Annotated in this window: 7 protein-coding genes, 1 tRNA gene and 1 pseudogene; 5 read left to right on the forward strand and 4 right to left on the reverse strand. The window is 59.3% G+C overall.

Translation table 11 applies throughout. The annotated features are described in order from the left end of the window. Positions 1-42 precede the first annotated feature (42 nt). The gene (locus M729_RS1000000137750) at positions 43-795 is read right to left on the reverse strand and encodes a papain-like cysteine protease family protein (protein ID WP_084652732.1); all 753 of its coding nucleotides are present in this window, start codon (positions 793-795) and stop codon (positions 43-45) included. 837 nt (positions 796-1,632) lie between these two features. On the opposite strand from M729_RS1000000137750, the gene M729_RS0127080 reads away from it, so the two are divergent. From M729_RS0127080 to M729_RS0127090, 3 genes are all read left to right on the forward strand, one after another. Beyond that, positions 1,633-1,878, forward strand: coding sequence for a hypothetical protein (locus tag M729_RS0127080; RefSeq protein ID WP_027163437.1), 246 nt, complete (start codon positions 1,633-1,635; stop codon positions 1,876-1,878). A gap of 65 nt (positions 1,879-1,943) precedes the next feature. Further along, positions 1,944-2,165, forward strand: a complete 222-nt coding sequence (locus M729_RS0127085; protein WP_019860430.1) for a helix-turn-helix domain-containing protein — start codon at positions 1,944-1,946, stop codon at positions 2,163-2,165. Between the two features lie 4 nt (positions 2,166-2,169). Continuing rightward, the gene (locus tag M729_RS0127090; RefSeq protein WP_027163438.1) at positions 2,170-3,360 is read left to right on the forward strand and encodes a tyrosine-type recombinase/integrase; all 1,191 of its coding nucleotides are present in this window, start codon (positions 2,170-2,172) and stop codon (positions 3,358-3,360) included. Between the two features lie 127 nt (positions 3,361-3,487). Here M729_RS0127090 and M729_RS0127095 read toward each other — a convergent pair. Beyond that, positions 3,488-3,563 (reverse strand) — tRNA-Ile (locus M729_RS0127095). Between the two features lie 134 nt (positions 3,564-3,697). Between M729_RS0127095 and M729_RS0127100 the strand changes: the two genes are divergently transcribed. Further along, positions 3,698-4,411 (forward strand): SIMPL domain-containing protein, encoded by a 714-nt coding sequence (locus tag M729_RS0127100; protein WP_013530175.1) that lies wholly within the window; start codon positions 3,698-3,700, stop codon positions 4,409-4,411. A gap of 213 nt (positions 4,412-4,624) precedes the next feature. Here M729_RS0127100 and M729_RS0127105 read toward each other — a convergent pair whose 3' ends face one another. Together M729_RS0127105 and M729_RS0127110 are read right to left on the reverse strand one after the other, a co-directional pair. Next, a complete protein-coding gene (locus M729_RS0127105) occupies positions 4,625-4,981 on the reverse strand; it encodes a hypothetical protein (RefSeq protein ID WP_013530174.1) in 357 nt (118 codons plus the stop codon). A 254-nt stretch (positions 4,982-5,235) separates the two neighbouring features. Beyond that, positions 5,236-5,682 (reverse strand): YcgN family cysteine cluster protein, encoded by a 447-nt coding sequence (locus tag M729_RS0127110; RefSeq protein WP_027163439.1) that lies wholly within the window; start codon positions 5,680-5,682, stop codon positions 5,236-5,238. A gap of 197 nt (positions 5,683-5,879) precedes the next feature. Here M729_RS0127110 and M729_RS0127115 point away from each other — a divergent pair. Continuing rightward, positions 5,880-6,293, forward strand: a pseudogene (locus M729_RS0127115) (flagellar motor protein MotB); the annotation flags it as partial.

The following is a 6,293-nucleotide window of genomic DNA, read 5'->3' on the forward strand; positions in this document are numbered from 1 at the left end:
CCCAGAGGCCGCGCCCGACGTTGTAAGACGAGTGTAGAGTAGTTAAAAGGTAATTATCTGCCAACGGAGGGGAGTACGATCCATGTGCCCCCCAACCAAAGAGGCTGCCTCTCGCTCAAAGAGGTCTTCAAAGTCGAACGCCGTTTCGTAGTGAAACGTCCCGTCTTCCGGATCGACGAACTCCATCCAGGACTTCTTATAGGCTTCCGCCGATTCATTTTCATCAGGGCTGTAAATGCCTACAAGCAGCCTAGCGTGCGCCGTAATCCCGTCGCCGGCTGTGATCCAAAGCGGTCCCCGCTCTCGCAGGAGAAGCCTAAACGTTTTCAGCGGATAACTTGCGGGAGGAATTGCGCGCAAGCCTGCCTTTTCAACGAGATCCTGCTCGGCGCCGCCTGGAAGGCCATTATCTTCCGAGAGATAAAGAAGATATGGGCTTCCAAGCGTTGCTATGGCCTCAGGAATGGTCAGCATCCGCTGTTCACGCCATGAACGCATCATCGTGTAAACGGCCGCCCAGCAACTCATGGGTGTGGGCTGTCGCACCGGAGAAACATTGTAAGAAACCACTGATCCCAAACCTGGAAACGCACGGCGCGCGGGCGGTGGCAAGGCGACTTCGGACGATCTGAGTGTGACGACCATATTTGCTTCTGCTCGCATGGGAAGGACCATTGACGAGAAGATGCTGGCGAAGATGCAAGCTAGCATCACCGCACGAGCTAGTAGCGGACTGGCGGGAGGGCCGCCAATCTCGTCATCTTCGATCTGGCGGTGGCTAGTTGTCCGTTTCATTTGCTTTTCCTCACTTGAAGAATCCTGACGGATAGATGCCTTTGACAATTATCGCTGGACAGGGTGGAAAGGCATACATCCTGACAGAGTTATGACTTCGCGAGACGAGGATGTTCTCCGCACAATCGACTCACTCAAGATCTCCGGGATGGAAAACGGCTTCGAGAAATGGCACCTCTTTTCGCGAAGGAAGAAAGTCAGCGAGCGCAGTTTTTTATCACTAAAGCTGAGCCGAACGCGAAGTTCGTGAACATTCGCATAAGGATGGCGATGCTATGCGATTCATCGTGTCCGGCTCAGTGATATACAATGGGAAAGAACTTGTCGGAGGCGACTGGATGTTCGTTCCGAAGGACGTTCCATACTCTTTGGACGTCGGGCCGAATGAGGCGATCATGTGCTATTGTTATCCCTGTTGCTGTGTTCCACGTTGAAGTGCGAGCAGGGCCAACAGTTTTCCGCACCCTAATGTCAATAGAGTTGCCCCTTGCTGCGGCGACAAAGAGGCCGGCTGCAGAACGGCAGCTTCTCGCACCACTCAGCCGATAACGGACGGTCTGCTTGCGGCCCGAACGCGACGTCTGAGTGGTGGCTCACTGATCGCCAGCTCAGCGAAAAGCCGTCCGCCGCGCCCACGGTTGCTCTTGTGCCGGGAATGACCCCAGTTCACACGTTGCTGCCAGTTTAGACCGAACGAACCGGTCAGGCCGCTTCCGCTTAACGAAGCTCATCTTTATTTTAGCCCAACACGATCTCCTCGCTAGGAAAGGGCAACTAGGATGTGGCTTTGTGCTTCGATGCCAAGAAGCCCGGATCATCAGGACCGAGGCAGCGTCCATGAAGAGTGACGCAATCTCGTATGCCCCACGAGGGTTATCTCGTGAGGAAGCAGCTCGTTACATCGGTGTCGGATCGACGCTTTTTGACGAGATGGTTGCCGATGGGCGGATGCCGAAGCCCAAGCGCATCAACAGCCGCGCTGTCTGGGACCGCGTGGCCTTGGATATCGCTTTTACCTCGCTACCGGACAAAAATGGCGGCCTTCAAGAGCTGTTGCAGCGAAGCAAACGGGACGGAAAATAGAGACTACGCTGATTGCGTATGCGCTGCAGGCGTAGTATAAGGGTGACCGGCGCGGAAGGGATGACGTGAACGAGAATGAGAAACTTGCGCAAGACGTGAAAGCATGGCGGGCCAAGGAAGGATTCACTGCCGAAGCCGCGGCCAAGGTGCTGGGGATACCGAAGCGCACCTTTGAAGGTATAGAACAAGGCAGAGGCTTTCCATATCCAGTCCTGCTGCGCGTTGCGATGAAAAGTGAGGACTTGTTGCAGAAGCCCCTGCGCGAGGACTTGCAGCGCGGAGAGTAATTCAATGGCAAAAAATCCTGACTATCCTGGAGCTTCTTCGCGCCTAGTCAATGGCAAGGAGTACTGGCGCTTCCGAGCTAATCGCTGTGCTCGACAAATAGCCTTACCCGGCCAGCCCGGCGACGAAGCGTTTGAGATCGCCTACCGGCGTGCCGTTGAAGGTCGCGCTGCCGGCGCGGAAATTATCAACATGCCGGGGCGCGCCTTACCGCGTACTTTTGGGCATGCAGCACGTCGACTCGAAACTACTATGGAATGGCTGGACTTTGATGAGGCAACGCAGCGGAAGAACCTGCGGCTCATTGAACGCTTCCTTGAGATGCAGGTCGATCCTGACTATCCACTGACGTGGCGCGATACCTCGGTGGAACATCTCGATGCCGATCGTCTGCGCGCGATAATCGAAGGCATCTTTCTGGCCAATCGGACGGTCGCCAAGCACCTTCTCGTCGCGATCAAAAAACTGCTGTGGGTGGCAATTCAAGTCGAGAAATGGATCAAGCCGCAGGACGACCCATCACTGTCCATTCGTGTACGTGTGCCAAGGTCCACGAAGAACCCGGCCTGGCCAATCGGGATCAGAGAAAAGTACGAAGAGCGGCATCCAATTGGTACGCCTGCGCGGACCTGCTACGCACTCGGTTTCTGGCTCGGCAATCGGCGCGCCGATATCGCCGCTCTTGAATGGTGCGATCTGGTGAGCGAGGAGATCGAGCTGTTCGACGGCTCGCTGGTGTTGATCGAAGCCTTTGACTTTCGGCAGAAGAAAAACCGCAATCGCCACGGGGGTCGAGAGATGTTCATTCCGGTCGTAGACAAGCTGGCAGCCGCGCTTGAACAACTCGACCGATCGAAAGACGGCACCGTCTTAAAGACTGCTTATGGCAGCACTTTCTCTGAAAAGAGCCTAACCGGCATGATGCGGCATTGGACTCGGCAGGCTGGAATACCGGATGGCTATACGCTTCATGGCCTGCGCCGCACGTTTGGAACCTACCTCGCCGAGTGCAACATCCAAGCGCGTGCCATAATGGAGGCTATGGGACATTCGTCGATGACGGTGACCGACGAATACGTTCGTGAGGCGAACAAAAAGCGCATTGCCGTCGACATTGCTAGAGCGATAAACCAGCGTGAAGAAAAGCGCGATCAGGCGAAGCGGCGGGCCAATTTGCGCATCGTCGGCTCACAATGAAGCACGAAGAATCGCGAACTGTTCCAAGCACGCCCCTTAAGAACATTTTCTGCTACCAAAGTGCCGTGGGCAAACTGTGGGCAGGGCGTGGGCAAAGGCCAATTTTCCTCAACAAAATCAAAGGTTATGGTGGGCCCGGAGGGACTCGAACCCCCAACCAAGCGGTTATGAGCCGCCGGCTCTAACCATTGAGCTACAGGCCCCACGCGGGCTGGATTAATGTTTTTCGCATCGCGGCACAAGGCTTTCCCGACGGGCTTCCCCAGATCGCCCAAATCAACCCATAATCGCGCTCTACGCGACGTCTGCGACTTGATCGCAGACCAAGGAGATTTTCATGACCAGACATCTTTTGCCTCTCGCGCTCGCCGCTGCAATCGCTTTTCCGGCGATGGCTGGAGCCACCGATCTGCCGACGCCGCCCCGCATCATCGTGTCGGGCGAAGGCGAAGCAACCGTGGCCCCCGATCTGGCGGTCCTGACGCTGAGCGTCATGCGCGAGGCCAAGACCGCGCGCGCCGCGCTCGACGCCAACAATGACGCCATGGCCGCCGTGATCGCGGCGATGAAGTCCGCCGGCATCAAGGACCGGGACCTGCAGACCGCCGGCATCCAGATCAACCCGCGCTACAACTACACCAACAAGCCGGACGGCAGCCAGGAAGCCGAACTCGTCGCCTATCAGGTGACCAACACGCTTTCGGTGCGGGTGCGCGATGTCGACAAGACCGGCGAGATCCTCGACAAGGCGGTGTCGCTCGGCGTCAACCAGGGTGGCGGCATCGCCTTCACCAATGACAACCCGGCAGCCACGGTCACCGAGGCGCGCAAGAAGGCGGTCGCCAACGCCATGGCCAAGGCCAAGACGCTGGCGGAGGCCGCAGGCGCCAGCCTCGGCCGGGTGCTCGAGATATCAGATCAGAACATTGCGCCGGCGCCGATGCCGATCAACGCCAAGGCCTTCGATGCCGCGGCGGGTGGCGCGGCTCCCGTGCAGGCCGGCGAGAATTCCTACAATGTCCAGGTGACCGTCACCTTCGAACTGAAGTAAGCGGCTCTGAGGATCGGTGGCTGGGTCTTGCCCAGCCACCGATGCATCACCAGCCAATAGCGCGCATGAAAAACCCCGCGGGATTGCTCCCGCGGGGTTTTTTCGAGCCACACCCTTCAAACGGAAAGGGGCTCCGCTAGTCCCAGCTGATCTTGCTAAAGATCATGCTGCCAGGCTGACCCTCAAAGAGGGGTCGGCCTTAATTGTCGAACCTCAGCGATAGATAACCGGGCAGCCGCGCTCGTTGGCGAACACCACCACGACACGGTCGCCGTCCTGACGGCCCGCCACCTTCACCGTGCGCCGGTTGACGTCGACGATCCGGACCCGGTGGAGGCCCATGCGTTCGGCCTTGTCGAGGGCGCGGTCCGGCGAACAGCCACGGCGCCAGTCGCCGCGGCGTTCATCACGGCGATGGCGATAACCGTCGTCACCGGTATAGACGCCGAAACGCGGGTCGTTGTTGTTGCCGAAGCCGAGATAGAGGCTGTCGGCGTGGGCGGGAACGGCCGCCAGCGTGCCGAGACCGACCAGGGCCGAAAGGGCTGCCGTCTTGATCGTGTTGAACATCGTCTTCTCTCCTTTTTGCGGGCCTTCGCCCGTCCTCGTGAACCGATGGGGGGAGAATGCGCTTGCCTGTCTGAACTCTTTACGAACCTGCCGTTCATCTCCGGTTCATATGGCGGGAAGAAGGAAGTTCCGGCCATTCGCCACCGTCCCCAGCCCTTGGTGAAGGCCGGAATGCCTGACTCGGCGCCCTATTCCGAGCCCGCGGATTGGCCGGAAGTCGTGGAACGTAAGGCTGTTGCTCGCCGCCGCTGGTCCTACGGCTCCTCGTCCAGCACATAGTCAAAATAGTCTTCCGGCTCGGCAAGATCGGTTTCACTCGCTTTGACCCGGCCGCGCATCGAGATGCCGGCTTCATGCACGGTCTCGGCGCTGCCAGACACCAGCCGGTGCCACCAGTAGAGGTCGCGGCCCTCGGCAACCAGCCGATAGGCACAGGTACTGGGCAGCCAACTGATGGTTCGCACATTCTGCGGCGTCAGCCCGACGCAGTCGGGAACGCGCGCCAGCCGGTTGGCGTAGTCCGAACAGCGGCAGGTCTCGGCGTCGAACAGCCGACAGCCGACGCTGGTCCAGTAGATCTCGCCGGTGTCCTCGTCCTCAAGCTTTGACAGGCAGCATTTACCGCAGCCGTCGCACAGCGATTCCCACTCGGCCGGGTTCATCGCCTCCAGCGCCTTGGTTTTCCAGAATGGCGTTTCCATTTCCCGGATGTGGCCCCAGCCGCGGGCAAGGTCAAGCGCGGCAATGGTCGCAATTGCGGCTATCGCCAGGTGAATGACATGAAGTTGCCTTCAAAAGGTCGGTCAATCGCCCCGTACGGCCTCTATCCGTGCCAGACTGGAACCAATCGGCACAAGATCGGTTTCGGCAAGGATGGGACCCCACAAGGAGAATTTCGATGAAACGCCAACCACGGATTCTGGCAGGCACCGCACTTGGCCTGTTGATGGCATCCGCGCCGTTGGGCGCGTTCCCGCTTCAGGGAAGTGTCGCGTCCGGTCTTGCCCAGCGCACGGCAACCCCATTCATCCTGGCGCAAGCAGCATGCGCCGAGGGCGAATCGGCCGAGGCCTGCGCGCAGAAGCAGCAGGCGGAACCCGAACAGAAACACGAGCGCAGGAAGGCCGAGCCTGAACAGCAGGCCGCGCCTGCCCAGAGCGAGCAGCCCGCCGAGGAGCAGCAGCCACGCCGGAAGAAGCGTGATCAGCAGCAGCAGGCCGAGCAGGCGCCGGCCGAACAGGCAGCACCCGCAGAGGAACAGCAGCCGCGCAGAAAGAAGCGTGACCAGCAGCAGCAGACCGAGCAGGCGCCG

It is taken from the genome of Mesorhizobium sp. WSM1293, assembly GCF_000513875.1.
GTDB lineage: Bacteria > Pseudomonadota > Alphaproteobacteria > Rhizobiales > Rhizobiaceae > Mesorhizobium > Mesorhizobium ciceri.

Excerpts from the sequence above, each read along its gene's own strand:
- M729_RS0127110 (WP_027163439.1), bottom strand. The coding sequence starts at position 5,682 with ATGGAAACGCCATTCTGGAAAACCAAGGCGCTGGAGGCGATGAACCCG.
- M729_RS0127100 (WP_013530175.1), top strand. The coding sequence starts at position 3,698 with ATGACCAGACATCTTTTGCCTCTCGCGCTCGCCGCTGCAATCGCTTTT.
- M729_RS0127080 (WP_027163437.1), top strand. The coding sequence starts at position 1,633 with ATGAAGAGTGACGCAATCTCGTATGCCCCACGAGGGTTATCTCGTGAG.
- M729_RS0127105 (WP_013530174.1), bottom strand. The coding sequence starts at position 4,981 with ATGTTCAACACGATCAAGACGGCAGCCCTTTCGGCCCTGGTCGGTCTC.
- M729_RS1000000137750 (WP_084652732.1), bottom strand. The coding sequence starts at position 795 with ATGAAACGGACAACTAGCCACCGCCAGATCGAAGATGACGAGATTGGC.
- M729_RS0127090 (WP_027163438.1), top strand. The coding sequence starts at position 2,170 with ATGGCAAAAAATCCTGACTATCCTGGAGCTTCTTCGCGCCTAGTCAAT.